We start from the raw sequence: 26,678 nt of genomic DNA, 5'->3' as shown, positions 1-26,678 counted from the left end.
AGCCGTGTCGCTCAACAGCCCCCGGACGCCGTAGAATGTAAAACCTCATGGAGAACAACGACGAGGACCGTACCGCCACCGCCGGCGACGAGGTCGACACCGACGCCAGCAATCCCGAACCAGCCTCCGCCGCGGACAACGGCGCCGCGAACAACGGCGCCGCAAACAATGGCGCCGCGGACAACGGCGCTGCGGACACGGCCGCGCCCGCGCGCACCGGCGCCGCCGCCCCTGCAGCCGGCGGTGAGGACGAGCCCGAGGTGACGTTCGCCGACATGGGGCTGGCCCCCGCGGTCGCGCAGGCGGTCAGGGACGTGGGTTACGAAGTCCCCTCCGCCATCCAGGCCGCGACGATCCCGCTGGTCCTCGAGGGGCGTGACGTGGTCGGCCTGGCACAGACCGGCACCGGTAAGACCGCCGCGTTCGCGCTGCCCATCCTGTCGCTGATCGACCCGGCGGTGAAGAGCCCCCAGGCCCTCATCCTGGCGCCGACCCGAGAGCTCGCCCTCCAGGTCGCCGAGGCCTGTGTCACGTACTCGGCGAACATGCCGCAGGTGAACGTCCTGCCCATCTACGGCGGGCAGGCCTACGGCATCCAGCTCTCGGGGCTGCGGCGCGGTGCGCAGATCATCGTCGGCACCCCGGGGCGTGTGATCGACCACCTGAAGAAGGGCACGTTGGACCTGTCGGGTCTGCGGCACCTCGTCCTGGACGAGGCCGACGAGATGCTCGCGATGGGGTTCCAGGAGGACGTCGAGCGGATCCTGTCGGACACCCCGGAGACGACCCAGGTGGCCCTGTTCTCCGCGACCATGCCCGCCGCCATCCGGCGGATCTCGCAGAAGTACCTCACCAATCCGACCGAGGTGAAGGTGGCGTCGAAGACGTCGACCGCGCCGAACATCACGCAGCGCTACGTCCTGGTCAACCACCGGGACAAGCTCGACGCTCTGACGAGGATCTTCGAGGTCGAGGACTTCGACGCGATGATCCTGTTCGTCCGGACGAAGTCCGCCACCGAGGAGCTGGCAGAGCGACTCCGTGCACGGGGGTTCTCCGCCGCGCCCATCAACGGCGACATCCCGCAGAACCTGCGTGAGCGCACGATCGAGGCGCTGAAGGACGGTCGCACGGACATCCTCGTCGCCACCGACGTGGCCGCCCGAGGTCTCGACGTCCCCCGGATCAGCCATGTCGTCAACTACGACATCCCGCACGACACCGAGTCCTACATCCACCGGATCGGCCGGACCGGTCGCGCCGGTAGGAGCGGTGAGGCGCTGCTCTTCGTCACCCCGCGCGAGCGCCGGCTCCTCTCCCAGATCGAGCGGGCCACCCGCCAACCGTTGACCGAGATCCAGCTCCCGAGCGTGGACGACGTCAACGAGATGCGGATGGCCAAGTTCGCACAGTCGATCACCGAGAGCCTCGAGGACCCGAGCATCGCGCTCTTCCGCCGACTGGTGGAGGAGTACGCCTCCGAGCACTCGGTCTCGATGTCCGACATCGCCGCCGCTCTGGCGACCCAGTCGCGGAACTCGGACGACTTCCTCATGCGGGAGCCCGAGCGCCCGCCGCGCCGGGACGACCGTCGCGAGCGGCCGGCACGCGACTTCTCGGACGGGCCGCGTCCGTCGCGGTCGGGGAAGAACATGGGGCAGTACCGGATCGCCGTGGGTAAGCGGAACAACGTCAAGCCCGGCTCGATCATGGGCGCCCTGGCCAACGAGGCCGGGCTCCGGGGCGGTGACATCGGACGCATCTCGATCCGGTTCGACCACTCGATCGTCGAGCTGCCGGCGGATCTCCCCGCGGACCAGCTCAACTCGATGAAGGGAATCCGGGTCGGGGGTTCCGAGATCGACATCCGCCCCGACTCCGGCGCTCCGTCGGGTCGTCCGTCGTCGTTCCGGGACGACAGGGGCGGCAAGCCGCGTGGCGGCGGACCCCGTCGCGATGACCGTGGCGACCGAGGTGACCGTGGTGACCGGCGCGGCGGCCGTGACGAGAAGCGCGACGACCGTGGGGGCTTCCGCCGCGGTGACGACGACCGCCGCGGTGGCGGGTTCCGCGGGCGTTCCGGCGGGGGCCCGGACCGCCACTGACGCCGGGCCCTACGGGCCGGTCGGGCACCGCCGGACCGCACCGGCGAGAGCGTCATGGTCGGCCCTCGTCACCGGCAGGCCGTAGGCGACGGCCGCGGTGAGGTACCGGGAGGCGTAGAAGCAGTGTCGACCGGGATCCGGGGGTAGCCAGTCCGCCGGGGTCGAGTCGCTCTTGCCGGTGTTGACCGACGCTGTGACGGCGAGCAGGTTCCGGTCGATGTCGTTGGCGAACGCGGCACGGCGCCCGGCCGGCCACGACCACGCCCCCAGGTCCCACGCCGCCGAGAGCGGGTAGACGTGGTCGACGTGGATGCCGCGCACCCCCGTGGTGCCCGCGTCGACGAGCCTGCCGGTGTACGGATCGGTCAGGACTCCGCCAGACACCTCGCACCGTGCCCCGGGTGTCCTGGTGCCGCCGACGAGGTCGCGGGCCAGGACATCGTGACGGGTGGAGCACCCGTTTCCGGCCCCCGGCGCCCCGGTCGTGTCACTCCAGGCCGGGCCGAACACGCACCCTGACGCGCCCGAGCAGTCCCGCTCGTACCCGGGAGCGGGGTTCCGCGACTCCACCACCTCGACCGCGTCGAGCAGTGCCCCCACCGCGTCCCGCGGTGGGCTGCCCGGGACGGAGCGGGGCGGTTGGCCGGACCACCACACGGCGGCGAGCACGCCGAGCACGACGAGGGCCAGGGCGAGCGCCCGGGGTGCGGGCGGCGGCACGACTCGGCCAGCAAGGTGCCTCCGGGTACGGGGATCATGGCTCACGCATCGAGTCTGAACGCGGATGTCGCCGGCTCCCGCCCGCCGAGGGGGTCGGCAGGGCGGGACTGTGGACAGGTGGGCGCCTGTGGACAGCGGCCTCGCCCGTACCTCTCAGGGGAGCACGCCGGCCCGCTGTCGGACCCACGTGCTTACATGTGCACGTGACCCCGACCGCCGCACCCCGACTACACGCCGTGTGGCAGTCCGGGGTCGTCGGCTTGTGGTGCGAGACGGGATTGCGTAGGCCGGTATCGATCGCCCCCGCCGCCGAGGTCACGGCTGTGGGCCGGGCCGGAGCCCCGCCGGAGGTGATCCGGTTCCTGGAGCGCTACTCGCTGACGCACCGGATCGGGGTTCGTGCCCCGGTCGAGGGCCGGGTCCGGACCGCGACGGTGCCGGGGATCCGGGTCTCGGTCGGCGCGGCGGTGGATCTGTGCGGGATGGTCGACGCCACCGACCACTGGGTCGGATCCGGGCTGCGGGCCCTCGCGGCGCTCTCGTCGGGCGTGGCCGCCTTCGTGCGTGCGGGGCACGTCGTCCCCGTCCTCGGCCGTTCGGAGGGCGCATGGGACGCGTCATGGACTCTCGCCGCCTCACCCGTGGTGTCGGCGTGGGCAGCGGAGAGCCTGTCCCGGTGCCACGGGCTGGTGGCGAACCGCGAGGACCTCGACCGACTACTCGCCGCCCTGGCGGACCAGCACGCGCGGATGGCCCTGGCGCCCCTGGCGGGCGATCGCCGGAGCGACCTGGGCACGGCCTTGATCACGGGCGGGGGCGTGACGTCCGGGGGCCAGGCGTTGGCGGAAGCGATCGGCGAATTCGGACGGGCGGCGGCGGCACGGGACGTCGAGGTGGTGTTCCGGATCGTCGAGCCGACCGGCGGTGACGACGAGGGCCCGGGCGATTCCGACGGCGGGGCCGGGCACGCCGCGCCCGGGGAGATCCTGTGGCGGCTGGAGACGCTGGTGCGCACGGGCAACGATTCCCTTCGGCCCTTCACCGAGCTGCCCGATACGTCGGCCGTGGGTGACGCGGTGCGCGACGTCGTCGACCGGGCGGTCCGGTCGTGGCCACCGCTGGGGCGTGCCACCCACACCGCCGGCAGTCCGGACCTGATGATGCCCACCGACCTGGTGGTGCAGTTGGTCGACGAGGGGGTGGAGGCACTACGGGGGAGAGGTGTCGAGATCCTCCTGCCGCGAGCCTGGACCAGGGTGCGGACCGCCGTCCGGGTCTCGGTCACGGAGCCGGGCACCGAGAACGTCGACTCGGGTCGCCGGCTCGGGCTCGATCAGCTGGCGGACGTGAACTGGGAGATGGTCGTCGACGACGTCCCCCTCGACCCCGCCGAGGCCCAGATGCTCCTCGACGCCGCGTCCGATCTGGTCAAGCTCCGCGGCCAATGGGTCCGGGCGGACCCCGGTGCACTGCGTCGGGCGGCCCGCTTCCTCGCCGCGCGGCGCGGGGGGCGGGTCACGGCACCCGCACTGGTCGCCGCCCTGATGTCCGAGGAAGGCGAGGGCGTCGAGGTGGAGGCGCCCACGACCATCGACTGGATCCCCTCGTCGTCGTCGATCCCGGTCGACCTCCCACCCTGGTTCCGCGCCACGCTCCGTCCGTACCAACTGGAGGGGGTGCGGTGGTTGACCGCGCTGTCCAGCGCCGATGTCGGCGCCGTGCTGGCCGATGACATGGGGCTCGGAAAGACCATGCAGGTGCTCGCGCTCACCGCGTCCGAGCACGCGGCGGGCCGGACCGGCCCCACTCTCGTCGTGGCGCCGCTCACCCTGGTGGCCACCTGGGCCCGGGAGTCGGCGACGTTCGCCCCGGAGCTGCGGATCCACGTCCATCACGGACCGGCCCGCGAACGGGGTGACGACGCGGCCACACTACTCGGAGCCGCCGACCTCGTGCTGACCTCCTACGGGACGGCGTCCCGGGACGCGGAACTCCTCGCCCGGGTGGCCTGGCGGCGGCTGGTCGCCGACGAGGCCCAGACCATCAAGAACCCCTCCACCTCGGTCGCGCGCGCCGTCGTCTCGATCCCGGCGGAGCACCGGATCGCGCTGACCGGGACACCGGTGGAGAACCGGTTGGACGAGCTCCGCGCCGTCCTGGACTTCGCCAATCCGGGGATGTTGGGTTCGGCCAGCACCTTCCGTGCCCGGTTCGCGATCCCCATCGAGTCCCACCGCGACGAGGCCGCGGCATCGAGGCTCCGGGCACTCGCCGCACCGTTCGTGCTGCGCCGCCTCAAATCCGACCCCCGCGTGGTCGCCGATCTCCCGGACAAGCAACACATCAGGGTCGATTCGCCGCTGACCCGTGAGCAGGCGACCCTGTACCGGGCGGTCGTCGAGGACATGATGGAACAGGTCAAGGAGTCCGAGGGGGCCGCCCGCAAGGGCGCCATCCTCTCGGGGCTCACAGCCCTGAAGCAGGTGTGCAACCACCCCGCCCACTACCTCGGGGACGGGTCCGCACTCCTGCGCGGCGGCCGCCACCGTTCGGGCAAACTCGCCGCACTCGACGAGGTCCTCACCGAGATCCTCGACGCGGGGGAGAAGGTGCTGCTGTTCACCCAGTACCGGGCGTTCGGCGATCTGATCCTGCCCCTACTCGAGCGTCGGGCCGCCACCGCCGTGCCATTCCTGCACGGCGGGGTCACCGCGGCCGGACGGGCTCAGATGGTCGAGGAGTTCCAGGCATCGCACGGCCCACCGGTGATGCTCGCGTCGCTACGCGCGGGAGGGACCGGACTGACCCTCACCGAGGCCAACCACGTCGTACACCTGGATCGCTGGTGGAACCCGGCGGTGGAGAACCAGGCCACCGACCGGGTCCACCGCATCGGCCAGACCCGGGTGGTCCAGGTACGCACGCTCGTCGCACCGGGCACGGTCGAGGACCGTATCGACGAACTCCTCGAAGCCAAGCGGGACCTCGCTGAGTTGACGCTGGGACCGTTGGCAGGCGCGCTGACCGAGCTCGCGGACGCGGACCTGGCGGCACTCGTCGAGTTCACCGACGTGGGGCGGGACGAACCGTGAGCGGCGAAGCGGGCATCCGGGCGAGGTCCCGGGCCGGGCAGTTCGGCGCACACATGTGGAGCAGACGCTGGGCGAGTGACATCGAATCCGGGGTCTCCCGGGGTGACGCCCACATGGCCCGACAGGACGCCCGCAAGAACAAGGTCCTCTCCCTGCACCACTCGGGCCGGTCGGTCCGGATCGACGTCGACGGGAGCAGACCGGAACCCTTCACAGTGGAGTTCACGTTCGCCCCGCTTGACGACACCGACTCCGACGCCCTGCGCACCGCCCTCAGGCGGGAGGAACGGGGCGTGCTCGGCGCCCTGGCCGGGGACTTCTCCGACACCGTCGGGTTCCTCCTCCTGCCCGCGGTGCACGGGGCAACCGCGTTCACCTGCCACTGTCCGGTGCAACCCGGCCCCTGCCGACACGTGCTGGCGGCCGCCTACATCATGGTCGAGTGGTGGGACTCCCGGCCGGAGGTGTTGTTCGAGCTCAGGGGTCTGCGACCCGAGCAACTCGGCGCCGTCCTCCGGGGCGGAGGGGACGACGACGAGGTGTCCTTCGACGTGGAGGAGGCGCTGTGGGGTGGTGAGCCGATCCTGCCGGCGTCGCCGTCACCCGGACCGGCCGGTCTCGAGGACCTGCTGGACGCGCCCGTCACCCGCAGGCTCGCCGCGGCGGCGACCAACGACGCGCTCGAGCAACTCCGGGTGGTGGCGGACCTCGAGGACTTCCTCGACGCGTTCGGCCGGTACCGGCCGCGGTGAGGCGGGCCGCCGATGCGTAGCGTGTCCGACCCGCGTCCTACGATGCGGCCATGACCAACCCACGGGACGGCGACGCCATCCGATTCCTCCACTCAGCCGATTGGCAGCTCGGTATGACCCGGCGGTTCCTCGGAGACGAGTCCCAGGCCGTCTTCACGGCGGACAGGCTCGCGGCCGTGGAGGCACTCGGTGGGTTGGCCGAGCGACACGGGGCACAGTTCGTGGTGGTCGCGGGCGACGTGTTCGAGGACAACGCGGTACCCCGGTCGGTGGTACTCCGCGCGGTCGAGGCCCTGTCCGCGTTCCCGGTGCCGGTGCTGGTGCTGCCGGGCAATCACGATCCACTGGACGCGTCCTCGGTGTTCCGGTGCAGGGACTTCTCCCCGGCGCTCGAGGGCGGGGCCGTCGTGGTCCTCGACGGTTCGGGCCCGGTCGAGGTCGTTCCCGGCGTCGAGGTGGTCGGCGTCCCGTGGACGTCCAAGCGTCCGGACCCCTCGCGGTTACCGGCGCTCCTGGCGTCTCTCGAACCCACTGACTCCGTGCGGGTCCTCGTGGCGCACGGGGGTACCGACGAGATCTACGGCGGGCACTCCCCGTCGGTCGAGGCGATCGCCGTGGCTTCGCTGGAGGAGGCGATCGAGTCCCGCCGCCTGGACTACGTGGCGCTCGGGGACAGGCACTCGGTCACCCGCGTGGGCTCCGGCGGGCGCATCTGGTTCTCGGGGAGTCCGGAGACCACGGACTTCGACGACGTGGAGAAGGACTCCGGCAACGTCCTACTGGTCGAGCTCGGTGGGAGAGGTCCGTCGGGGGAGAGGCGAGCGTGCGAGGTCACCCCGCTGGCGACGGGCCGGTGGTCCTTCCTGGCGGTGGACGCGGAGATCGATACGGACGGGGACCTCGACTCCCTCGCCGAGCGGATCGAGGCGGTGCAGGACAAGCCGCGCACCGTGCTGAAACTCGGGCTGACCGGCACCGTCGGGGTGGCCCTGCGCGCGCGGATCGATGCGCTCCTGGAGACCTGGGACGCGGTGTTCGCCTCCGCGTACCTGCGCCAGTCACGCACCCACCTCGTGGTCCGCGCGGAGGACTCGGACTTCACGGATCTCGTGGACGGGTATGCGGGCCGCGCGGTCGCGGACCTCGTCGACATGGCGGCCGACGGCGGGGTGGACGCCGAGGACGCCGGGCACGCCCTGAGCTTGCTGTACCGGCTCGTGGACGGGGGAACGCGATGATCCTGCACCGGTTGATGATCGAGGACTTCCGCGGGGTGGTGCGCGAGGAGGTCGACCTGCCCCCACGTGGGGTGCTGGTGATCGAGGGCCCCAACGAGTCGGGGAAGACCAGCCTCATGGACGCCTTGGAGATGCTGCTCGAGCACAAGGCCTCGTCCGGGCGTGCCGAGATCAAGGCCGCCAGCCCTGTCGGCAGGGACGTCCCCGTGGTGGTGGAGGCCGAGTTCTCCGTCGACGGCGAACGGATGCGCTACCGCAAGGAGTTCGTCCGCGGCAAACGCACCTCCCTCGAGTTCCCGGGATCGGCACGCACGGCGATGGCGGGAGACGACGCCCACGACTTCGTCCGCGACCTGTTGGACCGTCAGGTCGACAGGTCACTGTGGCGCGCCCTGCGCATAGCCCAGGACGAACCTCTGGGCCAGGTCGACGCGGCCAAGGGTATGGACTCTCTCCGCCGCGCGTTGGACGCCGCGGCGGGCGGTGAGGACCCGACCGGCGACGACTCGCTGGTCGAGCGCGTCGCCGAGGAACGCAATCGCTATCTCACTGCGCGGCGGGGCGAGCCGACCGGCGACCTGGCGCGGTCGGAGTCCCGGCTCACCGAGGCGCGGGCCGCGCTGTCCGAGGCACGGGCCCGGCACTCGGAACTCGACGCGGCGGTCGCGGACCACGAAGCCCGGTCCGCCGTCCACCGCGCGCGACTCGATGCGCTCGCCACGCTCGAGAAGGAAGTCGGGCGTCTCGAGGCCGCGGGCCGGGCAGTCGCGGACCTCAGAGGGGTCAGCGCATCCGCCGATGCCGAGGTCGACCGGGCGGTGGCCGCGCATGACGCCGCGCTGCGCGAGCAACGAGAGCGTCGGGAACTCATCGACAGGGCGATGACCGAACAGCGGAGGGAGACCGATCTGCGGGCGGCCGCCGCCACCGCGGCCGAGAGGCTGGAACCAGCCCAGCAGCGGGCCCGTCGGGCGCGGGCCGAACTGGAGGCGGCGGAGAAGCGAGTGATCCGGGCCCGCACGCGCCTCGATGCCGCACGCGCGGTCGAGGAGGGCGACCGCAGGCGGGCGGACCTCGAGCACCTGGAACGACTCCTCGGGACCCTGACAGAGGTGGGGGACGAGCTGCGCCGCAAGGAGGCGGAGCTCGCCGCGGTCGACGTCGCCGATGGCTCGGTCGACGCCATCCGCCGCGCGGACGAGACGCTGCGGGAGGCCGTCATCCGGTCCGCAGCCAGTGCTCCCCGGGTGGAGATCACCGGGGAGGGCGAGTTCCGGGTCGGAGGGGAGGGCCTCGACGCCTCTGCGGGGTGGACGCACGAGATCGTGGAGGACACGGTCTTCGAGGTCGGGACGGTATCGCTGACTGTCGTCCCCGCGGGTGACACGGACTCCGTCCGACGGGACGAGCAGTCCGCTCGCCTCCGGCTGGACCACCTTCTCGCGGAGCTCGGTGTGGAGAACCCCACGGAGGCGGAGGAACGCTCCCGGCGGGCGGGCGCGCTGCGTGCCGAGATCGAGGCACTGCGTCGACGGCGATCGGACCTCCTCGGCGGCGAGACGGCGGATGATCTCACCGCGAGACGGGACGACCTGCGCTCACGGGTCCCGGCCGGGACCGTGCCGTCCGGCCAGGTCGCGGACGAGAGGGCAGGAGGAGCCGTCGCGGAGGGGGAGGACGATCCGGAGACCGAGTACGCCGCCGCGGAGGAATCGGTCGTCCGCTGCAGGGCGGAGGATCGTGCCGCATCCGCCGAGGCCGAAACACTCCGCACCGAGTACGCGACCCGTATCGCACTGGCAGACGAGGCAGCCGGCCGGCACGGTGAGTGCGGGGAGGCGCTGTCGGCCGCGCGTGACGCCGCCCCGGACCTCAGCCTCGAGGAGAGGGCGGGGGAGGCGCGCCTCCGGGCAGAGACCGCCCGTGGGAAGGCACGGGAGGCGAAGGCGGAATTGGACGAGGCGCTCGCCGACGCGCCGCCCGGTCTGCTGGACAACGCCCGGGCCTCACTGTCCTCACTGGCCGCCGAGGAACGCGAATCGGCTGCTGCCGTCGCCACGTCGATGGGCCGGGTCAACGCGATCGGCGACCAGGGCCGGTTCGAGGGGGTCGCTTCCGCCGAGCGCGAACTCGAGGCGGCGGAGAGGGAGAACGCAGCGCTGTGGCGCCGAGCCCGTGCGGCGGACTTGCTCCACCGCACACTCGCGGCGCGTCGATCGGAGGCTCTGCTCGCGTACCAGGCCCCGTTCCACAGGGCGGTCGTCGAACTCGGTTCCCTCGTGTACGGGCGTGACTTCGACGTCAGGCTCGGCGAGGATCTGACCATCCTGTCCAGGCGGGTCGGGGATGTGACCGTCGACTACGAATCGCTGTCCGGGGGCGCCAGGGAGCAGTTGGCGGTGATCGTCCGGATCGCCTGTGCGCGACTCGTCGGTGACGACGGCGTCCCCGTTTTCCTCGACGACACCATGGGTTATACGGATCCCTCTCGCCGACTCACCATGGGAGCGGTCATCGCCGCGGCTGCGGCGACGTCACAGGTCATCGTGCTCACGTGCGACCGCGCCCGGTTCGCGGGCATCGGGGGCGCACACACCCACGTCATGCAGAGGTCTGGCGCCGATCGCGAGTGAACGCCGTTGACGGCGGCGGGCGCCCCGGAGCGGTGGTGGAGGAATGCCGAGTGGGTCGTCGTGCTGTAATAGCCCCATGACGGAGACACGCTGGTTGAGCGATGACGAGCAGCGCATGTGGCGCCGGTACCGCGATGTGAACCAACTGCTCGAACTCGCCATGGAGCGCCAACTCCAGCGGGACGCCTCGATGTCTCAATCCGATTACTCGGTTCTGGTGAGCCTCAGTGAGGCCGACAACCGGGGACTCCGGGCGAGGGAACTCGGCGCCGCACTCGGCTGGGACCGCAGCCGGGTCTCTCACCAGGTCCGGCGTATGGAGGGGCGCGGCCTGGTGGCCAAGGGAGAATGCGCGGAGGACGGTCGCGGGACCGTCGTCACCCTCACCGAGGCGGGCGCCCAGGCGATCGCGTCAGTGGCCCCCAAGCACGTCGAGAAGGTCCGGGAGCTGTTCATCGATGTGCTCTCCGAGCACGAGGTACTCGCACTCACCGACATCTACGAGCGAATCGTCGACCGCATCGGTGAGGTGGACGGCATCACCCGGCCCACCTGACGCGGAGCGGGAGAGACGAGAAGGGCCCGGGCAATCGCCCGGGCCCTTCTCGTCCTGCGTGTGCCCCCGAAGGGAATCGAACCCCTGACCTTTGGTACCGGAAACCAACGCTCTATCCCCTGAGCTACGAGGGCGGGATACCGACCCTCACGGGCCGGAGGCCGCTCCAGCGGACACCCCGCACTGGCGGGGATCGCTCGAACAGCGAGACTGATCGTAGCACCGGCGGTCGGGCAGGACCGCATCGGGCCCGTCGGGGCTCGGACGGGTCGCCCGGACAGACGTCCGATTCCCCCCGCGACGTGCCGACACCTAGGATAGGAAGACGTGACTCCCGCCGATCTCGCCGCCGTCATTCGCGCAGCCCTCATCTCCGTTCTCGCCGACCGCGGGGCCGACACGTCGGTCGTTCCGGAGTCGGTGACGGTGGAGCGGCCGCGCAACCCCGAGCACGGGGACTACGCGACGAACATCGCTCTCCAACTGGCCAAGAAGGTCGGGTCGGCCCCTCGCGAGCTGGCGCAGGATCTCGCGACCGCGCTGGTGGCCGACCCGGGCGTGGCCTCGGCCGAGATCGCCGGACCGGGGTTCCTCAACATCCGTCTCGATTCCGGGGCCCAGGGCTCGCTCGTCGCCACCGTGCTCTCCGCGGGCGAGGAGTACGGCAACGGGGACGCGATGGCCGGCCGCCGGGTGAACCTGGAGTTCGTCTCCGCGAACCCCACCGGGCCCATCCACCTGGGCGGTACACGCTGGGCGGCGGTCGGTGACGCCCTCGGCCGTGTGCTCGAGGCCTCCGGCGCAGCGGTCACGCGTGAGTACTACTTCAACGACCACGGGGCGCAGATCGACCGCTTCAGCCGTTCGCTGGCCGCGGCTGCCCGCGGCGAGGCGACCCCCGAGGACGGCTACGCGGGAGCGTACATCCAGGACATCGCGTCGAATGTGGTCGCCGAGCACCCGGACGTGCTGGAGCAGCCGGAGTCCGAGGCCCTCGAGACGTTCCGAGCGGTCGGCGTGGACCTGATGTTCTCCCACATCAAGAACTCGCTGGCCGAGTTCGGAACCGTCTTCGATGTCTACACCCACGAGAACTCGATGTTCACCTCCGGTGCGGTGGACCGCGCGATCGAGACGCTCAAGGGCAACGGGAACCTCTACGAATCCGAGGGCGCCTGGTGGCTCCGGTCGACCGCGTTCGGTGACGACAAGGACCGCGTGGTTCTCAAGTCCGACGGCGACGCCGCCTACATCGCCGGCGACATCGCCTACTTCCTGGACAAGCGCGAACGCGGCTTCGACCTGTGCATCTACATGCTGGGAGCCGACCACCACGGGTACATCGCCCGGCTCAAGGCCGCCGCAGCGGCCCTGGGCGATGACCCGGCGACGATCGAGGTGCTCATCGGTCAGATGGTCAACCTCGTCAGGGACGGCGCCCCGATCAAGATGAGCAAGCGGGCGGGAACCGTCATCACGCTCGACGACCTCGTCGACGCCATCGGCGTCGATGCCGCGCGGTACGCGCTGATCCGGTCCTCGGTCGACCAGACGATGGACATCGACCTGGCGCTGTGGACGTCGGCGACGAACGACAACCCCGTCTTCTACGTGCAGTACGCGCACGCCCGTCTCTGCTCCCTGGCGCGCAACGCCGCCGATCTGGGGGTCACCCCCGAGGGCGCGGACCTGGCGCTGCTCACCGAGGACCGGGAGGGTGCGCTCATCCGCACCATCGGTGAATTCCCCCGGGTCGTCGCCAGCGCCGCGGACCTGCGCGAGCCCCACCGCATCGCGCGCTACCTCGAGGAGTTGGCCGCCGCGTATCACCGCTTCTACGACACCTGTCGTGTGTTGCCGATGGGTGACGAGGAGCCGGGCCCGCTGCACGCCGCCCGGTTCGCGTTGAGTACGGCCACCCGGCAGACCCTCGCGAACGGCCTCCGCCTGATCGGCGTCAGCGCACCGGAGAAGATGTGAGCGCCCACCCCGCCGGGGCCCGGCACGAGGTCCCGCACGCGCCGGGGATCGGTGAGCGGCCCGCCGACGCGAACGACGTCATGGCACTGGCGCCCTCCGTGTGGCCACGCGGTGCCGACCGGCGCGACGACGGAGTGGTGGAGTTCGCGGGTGTCACCGCGAGCGAGCTCGCCGCGGAGTTCGGTACGCCACTGTTCGTGATCGACGAGGACGATTTCCGCTCCCGGTGCCGCGAGATGGCGGAAGCGTTCGGCGGGGCGGACCGCGTGCACTACGCATCCAAGGCGTTCCTGACCACGGAGACTGCTCGCTGGGTCGCCGAGGAGGGGCTGGGGCTGGACGTCGCCTCGGGCGGCGAGCTCGCGATCGCGCTGAGGGCCGGGTTCCCGCCCGAACGGATCACCGTCCACGGAAACAACAAGTCAGCGGACGAGCTGCGCCTGGCCGTCCGCAGTGGCGTCGCCCACGTCGTGATCGACGCGATGTCGGAGATCGAGATCCTCGACCGGATCGCCGGTGAGGAGGGCGTCGTCCAGGACGTGTTCATCCGGGTCACGGTCGGCGTCGAGGCCCACACCCACGAGTTCATCGCGACCGCTCACGAGGACCAGAAGTTCGGCTTCTCGCTCGCGGGCGGTGCGGCGATGCAGGCCGTCCGCGCGGTGTTCGACGCGCCGAACATCCGGCTGACCGGGCTGCACAGTCACATCGGGTCCCAGATCTTCGACATCGACGGGTTCGAACTCGCGGCGCGACGGGTGATCGGACTGCTGCGCGAGATCGTCGACGAGTTCGGCGCCGAGCGGACAGCTCAGCTCGACCACCTCGATCTCGGCGGCGGTCTCGGCATCAGCTACGTCTCGTCGGATGATCCGCCGCCGGTGGCCCAGTTGGCGGCGTCCCTGCGGGAGATCGTCGAGGGTTTCGCCCGGGATGCCGGGCTCGTCCCGCCGACGCTGGTCGTCGAGCCCGGTCGTGCCATCGCCGGCCCGGGCACGGTCACGCTGTACGAGGTGGGCGTGGTCAAGGACGTCGAGCTCGCGGGCGGGGAGAACCGGCGCTACATCAGTGTCGACGGCGGGATGAGTGACAACATCCGCACGGCCCTGTACGACGCCGTCTACGACGCCCGGCTGGTGGGACGCTCGTCAGACGCCGAGCCAGTGGTGTCCAGGCTGGTCGGCAAACACTGCGAAAGCGGCGACGTGGTGGTGCGCGACCTGTGGATGCCGGAGGACGTGGCTGGCGGTGACCTGGTGGCCGTCGCGGCCACGGGCGCATACTGCTACTCCATGTCGAGCCGATACAACATGATCGGGCGACCCGCCGTGGTGGCGGTGCGCGACGGGCGGGCACGATTGGTGCTGCGCCGTGAGACCCTGGACGATCTGACGAGCCTGGAGGTGGGACAGTGAGCGACGCAAGCGCGTCAGGCGTGCGACCCGTGGGGGTGGCGGTGCTCGGGATGGGCACCGTCGGATCCGAGGTCATCCGCTACATGACCGAGAACGCCGACGCACTGGCGGCCCGCATCGGCGCGCCCCTGGCCCTCCGCGGCGTGGCGGTGCGCGATCTCACCAAGGATCGCGGGCTCGATCCGGACCTGCTCACCGCGGACCCGTCGTCGTTGGTCGCGCGCGACGACGTCGACGTCGTCGTCGAGCTCATGGGCGGCATCGACGTGCCGCGTCCGCTCCTCCTCGAGGCGCTGCGTCACGGCAAGGCCGTGGTGACGGCCAACAAGGCGCTGCTCGCGGAGTACACGGACGAACTGGCGGCGGTGGCCGACTCCACGCACACCGATCTGTACTTCGAGGCGGCCGTGGCCGGTGCTATCCCGGTGATCGGCCCGCTGCGCCGATCGATGGCCGGCGACCAGGTGGAGCGCGTGCTGGGGATCGTCAACGGCACCACCAACTACATCCTGTCGGAGATGGGTTCGACCGGGGCCGACTACTCGGAGACCCTCGCGGAGGCCTCCCGTCTCGGGTACGCCGAGGCCGACCCCACGGCCGATGTCGAGGGGTATGACGCGGCCGCCAAGGCCGCCATCCTCGCGTCGATCGCGTTCCACAGCCGCGTCACCGCCGGGGATGTCTACCGCGAGGGCATCTCGCGGATCTCGCCGGACGACTTCGAGTCGGCCCGCGACATGGACTGCACCATCAAGCTGCTCGCCATCTGCGAGAAGCTCACCCAGTCGGACGGGTCCGAGGCCGTGTCGGCGCGCGTGTACCCGGCGCTGCTGCCCAACACCCACCCGCTCGCCACGGTGAACGGGGCGTTCAACGCCGTCGTCGTCGAGGCGGAGGCCGCCGGTCGACTCATGTTCTACGGTCAGGGTGCGGGAGGTTCCCCGACCGCCTCCGCGGTCCTGGGCGACATGGTCGCCGCCGCCCGCAACAAGGTCGGTGCGGGTCGCGCCCCGGGGGAGTCGACGTACGCCGCTCTTCCGGTCGCCTCCATGGACGAGATCTCGACGCGCTATCACGTGCGCATGCGGGTCGCCGACAAGCCGGGCGTGCTCGCCCTCGTCGCCGCCGAGTTCTCGCGGCACGGCGTCTCCATCGCACAGGTGCGACAGACCGAGGTCGAACTGCCGGAGACCGAGCTCGACGATGTCGAGCCCTCCGCGGAGCTCACCGTCCTGACCCACCGGGCGTCGGAGCGCGCGCTCTCCGACACCGTGGCAGCACTGTCGGATCAGGACGCCGTCACGGCCATCACCAGCGTCATCCGTCTCGAGGGAGTGGACACCGAATGAGCAACACCCACCAGCCCGTGCACAGCCGGTGGCCCGGCCTCATCGAGGCCTACCGCGACCGACTCCCGATCGGGGACGACTGGGAGCCGGTGACGCTCTACGAGGGCGGGACCCCGCTCATTCGCGCGACCCACCTGTCCGCCGTGACGGGTTGCGAGGTGTACCTCAAGGTCGAGGGCCTCAACCCGACCGGATCCTTCAAGGACCGGGGCATGACGATGGCGGTGACGGATGCCAAGGCTCGCGGCCAGAAGGCCGTCCTCTGCGCGTCGACTGGCAACACGTCCGCATCGGCGGCCGCCTATGCCACCCGTGCCGGGATGGAGTGCGCCGTGCTCATCCCGCAGGGCAAGATCGCCGCCGGCAAGCTCGCCCAGGCCGTGATGCACGGGGCCACCATCATCCAGGTCGACGGCAACTTCGACGACTGCCTGGAGTTGGCCCGCAAGACCACCGCCACCTACGCTGAGATCGGGTTGGTCAACTCGGTCAACCCGGTCCGGATCGAGGGACAGAAGACGGCGGCGTTCGAGATCGTCGATGTTCTCGGGCGCGCCCCCGACCTGCACTTCCTGCCCGTCGGCAACGCGGGCAACATCACCGCGTACTGGAAGGGTTACACCGAGTACCACGCCGACGGGATCATCTCGTCCCGCCCGCGGATGATGGGTGTGCAGGCCGCCGGCGCCGCACCGCTGGTCGACGGCGCCCCGGTCAAGAACCCCGAGACCATCGCCACCGCCATCCGGATCGGCTCCCCGGCGTCGTGGGACGGCGCGGTGGCCGCCCGCGACGAGTCCGGGGGGACGTTCCGCAAGCGCACCGACGAGCAGATCCTCGAGGCGTACCGCATGGTCGCCGGCAAGGATGCCGTCTATGTCGAGCCCGCCTCCGCGGCCTCGGTGGCGGGGTTGCTCGACGCGCACGCGGGCGGTGAGCTGGAGGCGGGACAGACCATCGTGTGCACCGTGACCGGCAACGGACTCAAGGACCCCGACACCGCCCTGCTGGGGATGCCCGAGGTCGAGGCCATCCCGGTGGATCCGTCGGCCGTCGCCGGCGCCCTCGGCCTGCAGTGAGCGAGGTGAGCGGTCCCGGCCCGGAGGTCTTCGGCAGCTCGGGTGGGCACATCCTGCCGGTCGGGCGCACGGTCACGATCGAGGTACCGGCGTCCAGCGCGAACCTCGGGCCGGGTTTCGACGCGCTCGGGGTGGCCCTGGGGCTGTACGACACGATCACGGTGACCACGATCGACTCCGGCCTCGAGCTGGAGGTGTCGGGGGAGGGCGCCGGTCAGGTTCCCGAGGACGCCTCGCACCTGGTGGCCAAGGCCGTCGAGGCCGGGCTGCGTGCCGGTGGTGTGGGTGTGCCGGGCGTACGGATCTCCTGCCGGAACGCGATCCCGCACTCCCGCGGTCTCGGGTCGTCGGCGTCCGCCGCGGTCGGCGGACTGGTCGCGGCGAACGGTCTGATGGGCGGGGTGCTGACGAACGACCACCTGGTCCAGCTCTCGAGCGAGTTCGAGGGCCACCCGGACAACGCGGCGGCCAGTGTCCTCGGCGGGGTCGTGGTGTCGTGGACGGAGCGCTCGGCGACCGGCGTGCACTACCGTGCGGTCCGCATGGAGGTGGATCCCTCGATCGTCGCCACCGTTCTGGTGCCGTCCGAGACGTCGTCGACCGCGCAGACCCGCGGCCTGCTCCCGGCCACCGTCCCGCACGAGGACGCGGCCTTCAACGCGAGCCGCGCCGCGCTGATGTCGGTCGCGCTCGCGGCCCATCCGGAGTTCCTGCTGGCCGCGACCGAGGATCGGCTCCACCAGTCCTACCGGGCCCCGGCCCTGGTCGGCACCACCGAGTGGGTCACCAGACTGCGTGAGCGGGGTCTCGCGGCGACGGTCTCCGGCGCCGGCCCGACCGTGCTGGTGTTGGGCACCGACGGGTTGCCGACCGACCTGCGCGCCGATGCCGAGGCGCAGGGATGGACGGTGCTGGACCTGCAGATCGCGGACGGTGCCCGGGTCGTGGCCGGAGACTGACACCCGGTCGGGCGACGCCCCGTCCGATCGGTAGAGCGTCCCTTCGAGACCCCGTCGGAGGGATTCAGTCGGACGCCTCCGGGGCGATCGTCGTGATCTCGTAGTCGCCCGCGGCGTGGCGCGCCCGGATCCTGATCTTGTCGAACTTTCCGACCGTGGTCTGCGGGATGTGGTCGACGAACGCCCAGTGATCCGGGCGCTTCCAGTTCTCCACGACGCCCTCGAGACCCTCCCAGAGGGCGCGGGCGGACGCGGTCGCCCCGGTCTTGAGCTGGACCAGGACGAGCGGCCGGTTGCCCCAGCGTTCGTCCGGGACACCGACCACGGCCACCTCCGCGACCCGGTCGTCGAGCAGGATCGCGTGTTCGAGTTCGACCGTCGAGATCAGTTCACCGCCGGAGGCGATGATGTCGTCGACCCGGTCCACCACGTCGAGGTAGCCCTTGGGGGAGATGCTGGCCACGTCCCCGGTGCGTAGCCACCCGTCGACGAAGCGATCGGAGGCCTCGTCGCCGAGGTAGCGGGCTGTCACCCACGGGCCGCGGATCTGGAGTTCGCCGACCGACCACCCGTCGTTGTGCTGGACCCGACCGCCGTCGACGATGCGTGCCTTCACGCCGGCGGGAAAACGTCCCTGACCGAGCATTTGTGCGCGTCGCCGGGTCGCGGAGGAGTGGGGGTCCGGGCGCGCGAACGACGCGATGGGGCTGGACTCGGTGAGTCCGTAGGCCTGCATGATCGTGACCCCGTGGCGCTCGACGAACGCGTCGAACAGGGCCTCGGGGACGGGCGATCCGCCGACGAGGACCTCGCTGAGATGTGCGATCGACTGCGGATTGTTCTCCAGCCGCCGGAGTAGCCGTTGGAGGGTGGCCGGTGTGGTGGCCATCTTGTTCGGCCTGTATGTGCGCAGCAGGTCGGCCATGTCGTGGCCGGTGGTGAGCACCCGGCCGGGCCGTGGTCGCGCGGTGATGAGGCCGGCGCCGGTCATGAACGCGGCGTACGGCAGCCCCCAGGACATGACGTGGTACATCGGCACGGTGGTCAGGACGGTGTCGCCGCTGCGCAGGGCCGCGCTCTCGGCCATGGACATCTGCATGGAGTGCAGCCAGATGGACCGGTGGGTGTAGGCGACGCCCTTGGACGCGCCGGTGGTGCCGGAGGTGTAGGCGATCGCCGCGGCGGAGCGTTCATCGAGGTCGGGCCACGGGTAGGTGGTGGGTTGGCCGTCGAGGAGGGTCTCGAGGGCGTGGACGTCGGCATCGAGCTCGCCGAGGTCTGGGGGTACCTGACCGTCGACGACGACGAGGTGGCGCAGCGAATCGAGCTGCGCGGCCACCGGGAGTGCCGAGGAGAGCAGCTCCGGGTCGACGAGTACGACCGACACCCGGTTGTCGCTCAGGACGGAGAGCATGAACTCCCGCGAGCGGAGGACGTTCACCGGGAGGGCGACCGCGCCCATCGCGGGGAGGGCGAACATCGCCTCGACGACCTCGGTGCGGCTGCCGGACAGGATGCCCACCACATCGCCGGGTCGTACCCCGAGCCCGGCGAGGGCGTGCGCGGTGGCGGCCGCGCGGGAGGCCAGCACGTCGTATCGCACCGGACGGGGTTCCAGGTCGCCGACGAATCCGGTGACAGTGGACCCACCGTGTCGTTCCGCCGCGTGCTCGAGGATCCGGGACACGAGCAGTGGCGTGTCCAGCATCGTTCCGAGCACGGTCACCTCCGAGGTCGTGTGGCCCTTGTCGTGTGCTGTACGTTACCGCCCGCATCCGACGCGGTGAGCGCCAGTCGCGACTCGCGGAAGGGGGACCTGCGCGCGATCGGCCACAGAGTAGTATGCTTGCACCCAGCCACGGGCGCCCGGTCGTCCCAGCATTCCGAGTCAATCCTCGCAGCACCCTCCGCACCAGGTCGGTGTGGTGTGGATCGGACTCGGTGGGACAGGCCGATCGGCGAGTGGCGTACAGGGATCCCCACTATCGAGCGGTTCTCCCCTCACGAGGATCCCCCTCAGACGAAAGATCCGTGTCCGGCCACGTTGCCGCCACGGAAGGCCCCAGCGGCCACCCCGGGACGCCGAGTCCGCTTCCCGGACACCTGCTCGATGCGAGGCGGCGTACGCCGCCCCGGCCCCGGGCCCAGAAAGGATCCCCGTGACCTCGACGGACACCACTTCCACGCCAGCACAGGGTGCCTCGCTGTCGGCGATGCGCCTGAACGATCTCAAGTCGCTGGCCCAGCAGATGGGCCTCAAAGGCCTGTCGGGTAAGCGCAAGGGCGACCTCGTCGCGATGATCGAGGGCGCCCGGGGTGGCAGGCCCGAGGGCGGCATACGATATTACTACGCGTCTCGTGGGCTCGGAGATGGGTATAAGAGACAGAACCGAACCCCCGGTGGCCGGCGAGCCCGCGGCGAAGGCCGAGTCGGCTCCGGAGAAGGCGCCGGACCGCGATGAGGCGTCTGCACGAGACGAGGCGTCTGCACGGAGCGGGGCGCCCGCCCCGCAGGCCGAGTCCGGCCGACGGGATCGTGGCGACAGGGCCGGGGGCGGTGCGGAGAACCCCCGGGGCGGGTCGGATGACTCCGACTCCGGTCGCCAGGGGGACCGGTCCCGTCGCGAGGACGGCAACCGCGGTGGCGGGCAGCGACAGGGGCGTAACCAGCAGAACCGGGATCAGCAGGGCGGCCGCAACCGCGATCAGCAGGGCGGGCGCAACGACCAGGGCAACCAGGGCGGCAACCGCGATCAGCAGGGCGCGCGCAACGACCAGGGCAACCAGGGCGGCAACCGCGATCAGCAGAGCGGCCGCAACGACCAGTCCGACCAGGGCGGCGGCGACAACGGCCCCCGTGGTGACGGTCAGAACCGTGATGACGACGGAGGGGGCCGCGGCCGTCGCAGCCGCCGCCGTCGCGAGCGCAATCGCGGCGGGGGGCGCCCGGCCGAGGGTGAGACGGAGGTGCGGGACGACGACGTCCTGCAGCCGGTCGCGGGCATCCTCGACGTGCTGGACAACTACGCGTTCGTCCGCACGTCCGGCTACCTCGCGGGACCCAACGACGTCTACGTCTCCATGAACATGATCCGTCGTCACGGCCTGCGTCGCGGTGACGCGATCACCGGCGCGGTGAAGATGCCCCGCGACGGCCAGAACGACGGCCAGGGCGGCGGCCAGGGCGGCGGCGGGGGCCAGGGTGGCGGCAAGAACCGTCAGAAGTTCAACCCGCTGGTTCGCATCGACACCGTCAACGGTGGCCCGGTGGACCAGGTTCGCAACCGCCCGGACTTCGCGAAGCTCACCCCGCTGTACCCCAACCAGCGGCTGCGCCTCGAGACCGAGAAGAACATCATCTCGACCCGCGTGATCGACCTGATCATGCCGATCGGCAAGGGGCAGCGCGCGCTGATCGTCTCCCCGCCCAAGGCCGGTAAGACCACGATCCTGCAGAACATCGCCAACTCGATCGCGGTCAACAACCCGGAGTGCCACCTCATGGTCGTCCTCGTCGACGAGCGGCCGGAGGAGGTCACCGACATGCAGCGTTCGGTGAAGGGCGAGGTCATCGCCTCGACCTTCGACCGTCCGCCGTCGGACCACACCCAGGTCGCGGAGCTCGCGATCGAGCGGGCCAAGCGTCTGGTGGAGATGGGGCAGGACGTCGTCGTCCTCCTCGACTCCATCACGCGACTCGGCCGCGCCTACAACAACTCCTCGCCCGCCTCGGGTCGCATCCTGTCCGGCGGCGTCGACTCCACGGCCCTGTACCCGCCCAAGCGGTTCCTCGGCGCGGCGCGCAACATCGAGAACGGTGGATCGCTGACGATCATCTCCACCGCGATGGTGGAGACCGGCTCGGCCGGCGACACGGTGATCTTCGAGGAGTTCAAGGGCACCGGCAACGCCGAGCTCAAACTGGACCGGCGCATCGCCGAGCGGCGGGTGTTCCCCGCGGTCGACGTGGGGCCCTCGGGTACACGCAAGGAAGAGCTGCTCATGACCCCCGAGGAAGCCGGGATCATGCACAAGTTGCGCCGCGTGCTCTCGGGGCTGGACTCCCACCAGGCCATCGACCTGCTCATGTCGCAGTTGCGCAAGACCAACAACAACTACGAATTCCTGCTGCAGGTGGCCAAGACGACGCCCACCCTGCCGCAGGACGAGGAGTGAGCGGGAACGAGGGACGGTCGCCGTCCTCGATCGACGACGTCCTGGCCGAGTACGGGGGCCTCGAGGCGCAGTTGTCCGACCCCGCTCTGCACGAGGACGCCTCCGCCGCGCGCCGGGTGGGCAAGCGCTTCGCCGAGCTCACCCCGATCGTGCAGTGTCACCGTGCGCTGGTGTCCACGCGCGAGGACGCCGCCGCGGCGCGGGAGCTCGCCGGCGACGATTCCTCGTTCGCCGGGGAGGCCGAGGAGCTGGAGGCTGAGGCGGCCGAGCTCGAGACCCGCTTGGCCGACCTGCTGGCGCCCCGCGACCCACACGATGCGGACGACGTGGTCATGGAGATCAAGTCGGGGGAGGGCGGCGAGGAGTCCGCACTGTTCGCCGCCGACCTCGCCCGCATGTACACGCGGTACGCCGAGAAACACGGATGGGTGATCGAGGTCCTCGGCCTCACGGAGTCCGACCTCGGCGGGTACAAGGACGCGACCTTCTCCATCCGGGCTCGCCAGCCGTCTCGCGACGGGGTGTGGTCCCGCCTCAAGTTCGAGGGCGGGGTGCACCGGGTCCAGCGGGTGCCGGTCACCGAGTCCCAGGGCCGGGTCCACACCTCGGCCGCGGGCGTGTTCGTCTACCCGGAGCCCGAGGACGTGGGTCCGGTCGAGATCGACGAGTCCGACCTGCGCATCGACGTCTACCGCTCATCCGGCAAGGGCGGGCAGGGCGTCAACACCACCGACTCCGCGGTGCGGATCACCCACCTGCCCACCGGCACGGTCGTCACGTGTCAGAACGAACGCAGTCAGCTGCAGAACAAGCAACGCGCGCTACAGGTGCTCGCGGCGCGACTCCAGGCCGCCGCCGAGGAGGCCGCCAACGCCGAGGCGTCTGAGGGCCGGGCCACCCAGGTCCGCACCGTCGACCGGTCGGAGCGCATCCGCACCTACAACTTCCCGGAGAACCGCATCGCCGACCACCGGGTGGGGTTCAAGGCGCACAATCTCGACGCCGTGCTGGACGGTGACCTCGACGCGGTGCTCGACGCCCTCGCCACCGAGGAGCGGCGGCGACGAATGGAAGAGGCCTAGGCCGTGAACCCGCGCTCGGCCGGGGTGACCGGGGTCGTGCGTTCGGCCGCGCAGGCGCTCGGCGCGGCGGGCGTCGACTCCGCGCACGTCGAGGCCCAGCTCATCTGTGCGCACGTGCTCGGCGTCGACCGCACCCGGCTCATGCTCGCCGACGACCTCGACGCCGCCGCGGTGAGCGAGCTCGAGCGGATCGTCGCCGCCCGCGCCCGCGACCGGACCCCCCTGCAGTACCTGCTCGGCCGCGCGGTCTCCGGACGGCTCGAGTTGGCCGTCGGGCCGGGGGTGTTCATCCCGCGACCGGAGACCGAGTTGCTGGTCGAGTCGACGCTCGCGGCCCTGCCCGCACCGGGCCCCGGCCCCGGCCCGGTCGTGGTGGACCTCTGCGCCGGCAGCGGCACCCTCGCGTTGGAGATCGCCCACGCCCGGCCCGACGCCCGCGTCCACGCCGTCGAACTGTACGAGGCCGCGCTGGAGTGGCTGCGCCGCAACGCCGCCGAGCGCGCCGCCGCCGGGGACACCCCGATCGAGGTCCACCACGCCGACGCCACCGACGCGGACGTCCTCTCGCACCTGCGGGGCAGCGCCGCCGCCGTGGTGTCCAACCCCCCGTACATCCCGGTCACCGATGATCTCCCCGCCGACGTCCTCGCGCACGAGCCGGCGACGGCGCTGTTCGGGGGACGGGACGGCCTCGTCGTCGTCACCCCCCTCGTCGGCGTGGCCGCCGCCCTCCTCGTCCCGGGAGGGCACCTCGCCGTCGAGCACGACGACACCACCGGCGCCGCGGTCGCCGCGGTCGTGGCCGCGCAGGGGGGCTTCGGTACCGTGGAGCAGCACACCGACCTCGCCGGCCGACCGCGATTCGTCACCGCGACGCGACTCGACGCGGGCCACGACGACACGCACGACGACGACGACCGCGACGACGACAAGGTCGACACGACAGTCCGGAAGGGGACCACCCGGTGACCATCACCTACGACTGCACCGAGGACACCGGCCGCGAGGTCGGTCTCAGTTCCGCTGCCGGCGCCCTGCGCTCGGGCCGGCTGGTCGTGACCCCCACCGACACGCTCTACGGCATCGCCGCCGATGCCTTCGACCCGGACGCGGTGGTCTCGCTGCTGTCGGCCAAGCGCCGTGGCCCGGACATGCCGGTGCCGGTCCTGGTCGGCTCGTGGGAGACCATCGACGGCCTCGTCGTGAGCACCCCGGCCGCCGCCCGCGACCTCATCCGCGCCTTCTGGCCGGGGGGCTTGAGTCTCATCGTGCACCAGGCACCGTCCCTGGGCTGGGACCTCGGCCAGACCCGCGGCACGGTCATGCTCCGGATGCCGCTGCACCCCGTCGCCATCGAACTCCTGCGCGAGGTCGGCCCGCTCGCGGTGTCCAGTGCCAACGTCTCCGGTCAACCGCCGGCCACCACCGTGGCCCAGGCCCGGGAGCAGCTCGGCGACTCGGTGGCCGTGTACCTCGACGGCGGCCCATGTGCGATCGGCCAGCCCTCGACGATCGTCGACCTCACCGGGCCCGGTCCGCGCATCGTCCGCGAGGGTGCGGTGACCGCCGAGCGCGTGGGAGAGGTCCTCGGCGTCGACCCCGCGGTCCTGCGCGGCTGAACCATGGGTGCCGGGGTCCCGTTCCGGGAGCTGCTGCTCATCGCGGTCACCGCCGGACTGGTCACCTTCGTCGTCACCGGTCTGGTCAGGGGAGTGGCACCCGCGATCGGCGGGCTCGCCTACCCGCGGGAGCGGGACGTGCACCAGGTCCCCACCCCCCGGCTCGGCGGGGTGGGCATCTTCACCGGGATGCTCATCGCCGTCTACCTCGCCGCGCAGCTGCCGGCCCTGAACCGGGCCTTCCCGCCCTTCGCCCCCGACGTGGAGGCCACCATCGTCGCCGGCGGGGTGATCGTGCTGGTGGGGATCGTGGACGACATCCTCGGGCTCGGGGCCGTCACCAAACTCGCGGGCCAGGCCGCCGCGGCCGGGGTCCTGGTCGCGATGGGCGTGTCGTGGACGCTGCTGTACATCCCCTTCGGGGACGGCAACATCCTCGTCCTCGACCAGCTCCAGGCCGGACTGCTCACGGTCGTGTTCACACTGACGATCGTCAACGCGATGAACTTCGTGGACGGACTCGACGGGCTCGCCGCCGGACTCGGGGCCATCGCGGCCACGGCGATCTGCGTGTTCTCCGTGGGCATCATGCTGGACCAGGGCGGGACCGTCGGGGCCTACCCGCCGGCACTGGTCACCGCGGTCCTGGCCGGGGCGCTCATCGGGTTCCTGCCCCACAATTTCCAACCCGCCCGGATCTTCATGGGCGACTCCGGGTCCATGCTGATCGGACTGGTCCTCGCCGCGGCCTCGACGAGCGCCTCCGGGAAGATCTCGCAGAGCCTGTACGGGCCCCAGGACATGATCGTCCTGCTCTCGCCGGTGATCGTGGTCGCGGCCGCGATGTTCGTGCCGATGCTCGACCTCGTCATGGCGGTGGTGCGGCGGGTCGGGGCCGGCCGTAGCCCCTTCGCACCCGACAAGATGCACCTGCACCACCGGCTGCTCGCGCTGGGGCACTCCCACCGGAGGGTCGCGCTGGTCATCTACGCGTGGGTCTCCCTCATCGCGTTCGGGGCCGTCGGGGCGACGATGCTGCCCACCGAGGTGATCGTCCCCGCGATCGCGGCCGGTCTCCTCTCCGTCCTGGCGGCGACCCTCGTCCCTCGCCTCCGCAGTTCGCGCGGGAAGCACCGGACGGCCGACGGGCCCCGATCCCCGGGCGACTAGGCTGCGGGGTATGGACGACACCCCCGGACACGACGCCCCCGGACACCAGGTCGAGAGCGCCCACACCATCGGACTACGCAGGGCGGTGACCCTCGGCGCCGCCGCGCTCGCCGTGCTCATGGTGATCAGCGCAGGGCTGTGGTGGGCGGTGGATGGTCGCTCCGGCCTGTGGGGCGCCCTGCTCGGGGCCGCGATCGGTGGCGTGTTCGTCCTCCTCACCGCGGTGGTGGTGATCGCCACGGCCCGAACCTCACCCCAGGTGACCGGAGCCGTCCTGTTGGGAACGTGGCTCCTCAAGCTCATCGTGGCGATCGGGGTCGTCGCGGCTCTCAAGCCGCTCGACTTCTACTCCAAGCCCGCGTTCGCCACGACCATCGTCGTGGCCATGGTCGTGGTCCTCGCGTCGGAGACGGTGGCCATTCTGCGCACGCGCGCCCCGTACGTGGAGCCCTGAGCTGGGATTTTCCGGCACTCCCGATCGGTCACGGACTGGTTTCGGGGAGATGTGGAGCTGATAACGGCGTGAGGTGCCCCCAGGGGTCCGCAGGGGATGGCCTTTGCTACGATGCTCTGCGGAGGGAAACCGGAAAAGGGTGCGGCGGTACACGCCGCGAGAATCCCCGGGCCCTCCCGGGTTCCGCAGGTCGGAACGAAACACTGGACATGACCACCGTCTCTGCAGGCGGCCCGAACAGGGGAGAGAGCGCTGAGCACGTCACTGCTGGCATTCAAGGGCGAGTTCCATCCGCCGTC

At 71.1% G+C, this 26,678-nt stretch carries 18 protein-coding genes, 1 tRNA gene and 1 pseudogene; 17 read left to right on the top strand and 3 right to left on the bottom strand.

Going from position 1 to position 26,678, the window contains the following annotated elements; translation table 11 throughout:
- Positions 1–47: 47 nt before the first annotated feature.
- A complete protein-coding gene (locus J1M64_RS02145; protein ID WP_159148515.1) occupies positions 48–2,105 on the top strand; it encodes a DEAD/DEAH box helicase in 2,058 nt (685 codons plus the stop codon).
- A 9-nt stretch (positions 2,106–2,114) separates the two neighbouring features.
- Here J1M64_RS02145 and J1M64_RS02140 read toward each other — a convergent pair whose 3' ends face one another.
- The gene (locus J1M64_RS02140; RefSeq protein WP_206472388.1) at positions 2,115–2,870 is read right to left on the bottom strand and encodes an HNH endonuclease family protein; all 756 of its coding nucleotides are present in this window, start codon (positions 2,868–2,870) and stop codon (positions 2,115–2,117) included.
- A 158-nt stretch (positions 2,871–3,028) separates the two neighbouring features.
- Between J1M64_RS02140 and J1M64_RS02135 the strand changes: the two genes are divergently transcribed.
- From J1M64_RS02135 to J1M64_RS02115, 5 genes are all read left to right on the top strand, one after another.
- A complete protein-coding gene (locus tag J1M64_RS02135; RefSeq protein WP_307872344.1) occupies positions 3,029–5,917 on the top strand; it encodes a DEAD/DEAH box helicase in 2,889 nt (962 codons plus the stop codon).
- Positions 5,914–6,669 (top strand): hypothetical protein, encoded by a 756-nt coding sequence (locus tag J1M64_RS02130; RefSeq protein ID WP_206472384.1) that lies wholly within the window; start codon positions 5,914–5,916, stop codon positions 6,667–6,669. The genes J1M64_RS02135 and J1M64_RS02130 overlap by 4 nt, the downstream gene beginning before the upstream one ends.
- Positions 6,670–6,719: 50 nt before the next feature.
- Positions 6,720–7,907, top strand: coding sequence for a metallophosphoesterase (locus J1M64_RS02125; protein WP_206472382.1), 1,188 nt, complete (start codon positions 6,720–6,722; stop codon positions 7,905–7,907).
- Positions 7,904–10,540: an AAA family ATPase gene (locus J1M64_RS02120; protein ID WP_206472380.1), complete on the top strand. Its 2,637-nt coding sequence runs from the start codon at positions 7,904–7,906 to the stop codon at positions 10,538–10,540. The genes J1M64_RS02125 and J1M64_RS02120 overlap by 4 nt, the downstream gene beginning before the upstream one ends.
- 76 nt (positions 10,541–10,616) lie before the next feature.
- Positions 10,617–11,096 carry a MarR family winged helix-turn-helix transcriptional regulator gene (locus J1M64_RS02115; RefSeq protein WP_067718370.1) on the top strand — a complete coding sequence of 160 codons (480 nt, stop codon included), beginning with the start codon at positions 10,617–10,619 and terminating at the stop codon, positions 11,094–11,096.
- A gap of 61 nt (positions 11,097–11,157) precedes the next feature.
- Here the strand turns inward: J1M64_RS02115 and J1M64_RS02110 are convergent.
- A tRNA-Arg gene (locus tag J1M64_RS02110) sits at positions 11,158–11,230 on the bottom strand.
- Positions 11,231–11,423: 193 nt separating this feature from the next.
- Here J1M64_RS02110 and argS point away from each other — a divergent pair.
- Genes argS through thrB form a run of 5 tightly spaced genes read left to right on the top strand, consistent with a single transcriptional unit; the run spans position 11,424 to position 17,878 of the window.
- Positions 11,424–13,076: an arginine--tRNA ligase gene (argS, locus tag J1M64_RS02105; RefSeq protein WP_206472378.1), complete on the top strand. Its 1,653-nt coding sequence runs from the start codon at positions 11,424–11,426 to the stop codon at positions 13,074–13,076.
- Positions 13,073–14,491 (top strand): diaminopimelate decarboxylase, encoded by a 1,419-nt coding sequence (gene lysA / locus J1M64_RS02100; RefSeq protein WP_206472376.1) that lies wholly within the window; start codon positions 13,073–13,075, stop codon positions 14,489–14,491. The genes argS and lysA overlap by 4 nt, the downstream gene beginning before the upstream one ends.
- Complete coding sequence (locus tag J1M64_RS02095) at positions 14,488–15,840, top strand: homoserine dehydrogenase (RefSeq protein ID WP_067718363.1); 1,353 nt, start codon at positions 14,488–14,490, stop codon at positions 15,838–15,840. Before lysA ends, J1M64_RS02095 begins: the two co-directional genes overlap by 4 nt.
- The gene (thrC, locus tag J1M64_RS02090; protein WP_119191790.1) at positions 15,837–16,919 is read left to right on the top strand and encodes a threonine synthase; all 1,083 of its coding nucleotides are present in this window, start codon (positions 15,837–15,839) and stop codon (positions 16,917–16,919) included. The genes J1M64_RS02095 and thrC overlap by 4 nt, the downstream gene beginning before the upstream one ends.
- Positions 16,916–17,878: a homoserine kinase gene (gene thrB, locus J1M64_RS02085; protein WP_096905249.1), complete on the top strand. Its 963-nt coding sequence runs from the start codon at positions 16,916–16,918 to the stop codon at positions 17,876–17,878. The genes thrC and thrB overlap by 4 nt, the downstream gene beginning before the upstream one ends.
- Positions 17,879–17,942: 64 nt before the next feature.
- Here the strand turns inward: thrB and J1M64_RS02080 are convergent, their stop codons facing one another.
- Positions 17,943–19,604, bottom strand: a complete 1,662-nt coding sequence (locus J1M64_RS02080; RefSeq protein ID WP_256819689.1) for a long-chain-fatty-acid--CoA ligase — start codon at positions 19,602–19,604, stop codon at positions 17,943–17,945.
- A 433-nt stretch (positions 19,605–20,037) separates the two neighbouring features.
- Between J1M64_RS02080 and rho the strand changes: the two are divergent.
- The 6 genes and pseudogenes from rho to J1M64_RS02050 all read left to right on the top strand — a co-directional run bounded on the left by rho (position 20,038) and on the right by J1M64_RS02050 (position 26,379).
- A pseudogene (gene rho, locus J1M64_RS02075) lies at positions 20,038–22,054 on the top strand (transcription termination factor Rho).
- A complete protein-coding gene (gene prfA / locus J1M64_RS02070; RefSeq protein WP_206472374.1) occupies positions 22,051–23,136 on the top strand; it encodes a peptide chain release factor 1 in 1,086 nt (361 codons plus the stop codon). Before rho ends, prfA begins: the two are co-directional and overlap by 4 nt.
- A 3-nt stretch (positions 23,137–23,139) precedes the next feature.
- A complete protein-coding gene (gene prmC, locus J1M64_RS02065; protein ID WP_206472372.1) occupies positions 23,140–24,105 on the top strand; it encodes a peptide chain release factor N(5)-glutamine methyltransferase in 966 nt (321 codons plus the stop codon).
- A complete protein-coding gene (locus J1M64_RS02060; protein ID WP_067718348.1) occupies positions 24,102–24,755 on the top strand; it encodes an L-threonylcarbamoyladenylate synthase in 654 nt (217 codons plus the stop codon). The genes prmC and J1M64_RS02060 overlap by 4 nt, the downstream gene beginning before the upstream one ends.
- Before the next feature lie 3 nt (positions 24,756–24,758).
- A complete protein-coding gene (locus J1M64_RS02055) occupies positions 24,759–25,925 on the top strand; it encodes a glycosyltransferase family 4 protein (RefSeq protein WP_067718345.1) in 1,167 nt (388 codons plus the stop codon).
- A 10-nt stretch (positions 25,926–25,935) separates the two neighbouring features.
- On the top strand, positions 25,936–26,379 hold the full coding sequence (locus tag J1M64_RS02050; protein WP_067718342.1) for a hypothetical protein: 444 nt from the start codon (positions 25,936–25,938) through the stop codon (positions 26,377–26,379).
- Positions 26,380–26,678 lie beyond the last annotated feature (299 nt).

The organism is Dietzia sp. KRD202 (assembly GCF_017168155.1).
GTDB lineage: Bacteria > Actinomycetota > Actinomycetes > Mycobacteriales > Mycobacteriaceae > Dietzia > Dietzia kunjamensis.
The sequence above is the reverse complement of the archived record's forward strand: the minus strand, read 5'-3'. Positions and strand labels throughout refer to the sequence as shown.